General features: G+C 67.5%; 2 protein-coding genes and 2 pseudogenes (1 of these 4 only partly in view). All 4 read right to left on the bottom strand.

The genetic code is table 11. The features are described from left to right. Nucleotides 1–493 (bottom strand): annotated as a pseudogene (locus ACFE99_RS16305) (site-2 protease family protein) (it extends 222 nt beyond the left edge of the window). A gap of 90 nt (nt 494–583) precedes the next feature. After that, entirely contained in the window at nt 584–1102 is a 519-nt protein-coding gene (locus ACFE99_RS16300) for a hypothetical protein (protein ID WP_375487064.1), read from the bottom strand. After that, nucleotides 1099–1536, bottom strand: a complete 438-nt coding sequence (locus tag ACFE99_RS16295; protein WP_375487080.1) for a DoxX family protein — start codon at nt 1534–1536, stop codon at nt 1099–1101. Before ACFE99_RS16295 ends, ACFE99_RS16300 begins: the two co-directional genes overlap by 4 nt. Before the next feature lie 51 nt (nt 1537–1587). Then, a pseudogene (locus tag ACFE99_RS16290) lies at nt 1588–2055 on the bottom strand (peptidase M50); the annotation flags it as partial.

The following is a 2055-nucleotide window of genomic DNA, read 5'->3' as shown; positions in this document are numbered from 1 at the left end:
GGATCGGCAGCAGGTTCAGCACCACCGCGGTGAGCTGGAGGAAACCCAGAAACGCCACACCGGCCCACAGCACCGGGTGTTCGGGCTGGTAGCACAACCGGACCAGCACCAGCAGCAGCACGGCCAGCACCAGGTTGGCGAACGGCCCGGCCAGGCTGACGATCGTGCGCCGCGCCGGGGTCATGAACGAGGTCCGCAAGTACACCGCTGCACCCGGTAGGCCGATGCCGCCGAGCGCGATGAACAGCATCGGCAGCCCCAGCGACAGCATGGGACTGCTGTAGCGCCGGGGGTCCAGGGTCAGGTAGCCGCGCACCGCGACATCCCGGTCGCCGAATCGCCACGCGGTAAAGGCATGCCCGAACTCGTGCAGGCACAGCGACACCAGCCAGCCGGCGATCACGAAGATGAACACCCCGACATAGGCCATTGCCTGGATGTCGGCGCCGGCCAGCCAGGCCAGCACGCCGCCGAATGCCGTCAGCCCGACCATTGCCAGAAAGATGGGGCTCGGTCGCACCGACTCGTGCAGGCGGCTGATGCTCACCTCTCGAAACTACCGGAGCACCAGTCGACCCTGGCCTCAGGCGGACCGTCGTGCGATACCCGTGGTAATGGCCCGATTCGCACGGTGTGCGGCGAATAAGGCACCGCCTGCGGCTGCCATCCGGACGAGGTTGAGGCGGTACCACCTCCTAAGTAATGCGTCCCTTTCGGCCCGTGGTGGCGACACGCGCGCGAAGATCACCTTAAGGTTGACGGTGCGGATCAGGTAGCCGGTGATGGCCAAGCCCCAAATCTCGCAGCCCACTGTCATCGCCAGCCACCGCCTCGCGCCGCCCATTTCCCAGCCGGTACCGACAGCTGATGCCGTCGCTGCAAGCGTGATTGGGGCGACGGGAGCGTAATAGCGCAGCGGGCTGCCGCGTCCGAGGACGGAAGGCCGGCTGGGCTCGCTGGCCAGCCGCTCCGGGACGTTGACGACGGCTTCGTACATGTTGCCGAATAACCAATGCGCGTAGCCCAACTGGGCGAAAGTCAGCAGCCGGGCCGACATAGGCAGGTGGGATCCGCTTGCCGCCACCGGGATTTCACTCATCATCGCGACGCCATCGCGTCGGGTTTCCTGCCCCTCGTGAGCGGTGTGAGGTCGCGTCGCGGTTGCGGGCGCAGCGCCCATGAGGCCATGGCGAGCGCAGCGAATAGCAACGGACCCACAAGCGTTTTGACGTCGTCGCCGACCCAGATATGGGACGCCGTCGCTCCGGTGTAGATGGAGATCAGTCCCGCATATGCCCATTCCTTGAGCCGGGGTAGGCGTGGCGCCAGCAGCGCTGCGCCGGCCGCCACGTAGCAGGCACCAAGGATCGTCATGAAGTACAACGGATAGCCGAGATGCGTCACAACGCGCTTGAACGGCTCCAGGTGCGCTGCGCCCATGACCCCGCCGACAAAGCATTCGGTGGCCACCACGGCAGTTGTCGTCCAGTAGGCGATTACATGGAGTCTGTCGCGAGAGAAAAGGAAACCAGACATACGGCTGCCTCCAGATCGTGAAATGAGCTCAAAAACATCGACACCACGCCAGCGGACCAGCAGCCAGCCTTCGATGTGCCGGTAGAACGTCGACCGCCGGGCCGGCCGACTGGCGGCTACGCCGTCGCGGGTGATCAGCACTCCGGTGCAACCGAGTTGGACCGCTCGACCCGGCACCCAGCGACGAAGCGAACCCTGCAGCACGCGGGCGCGCAGGCCCGGCAGCGTCTCTGTCGGCTGGATCCGCACCCCGGCGACGTCGCCGTCGAACAGCGTCGCGTCGTCGACCACCGCTTCACCGTGCAGCGGCCCGTCGGCACCCCGCCACAGCGCGCTGCCGACGATCACCGCCCCGGTCTCGTCGCGGATCAGCGGCATCCGCCGCGCAGAACCGCGTCGTGCCCGCCGGGCCGCCCGGCGCCCGGCTGGCAGCCGGTATACCCGGGTGGCCGTGGTGCGGCGGCGCGGCGCATAACCGACCTCGACGTCGAGCCGGTCGGCGCGCAGCAGCCGGGCCAG

This window comes from uncultured Mycobacterium sp. (assembly GCF_964249325.1).
In the GTDB taxonomy this organism is placed as follows: domain Bacteria; phylum Actinomycetota; class Actinomycetes; order Mycobacteriales; family Mycobacteriaceae; genus Mycobacterium.
The sequence above is the reverse complement of the archived record's forward strand: the minus strand, read 5'-3'. Positions and strand labels throughout refer to the sequence as shown.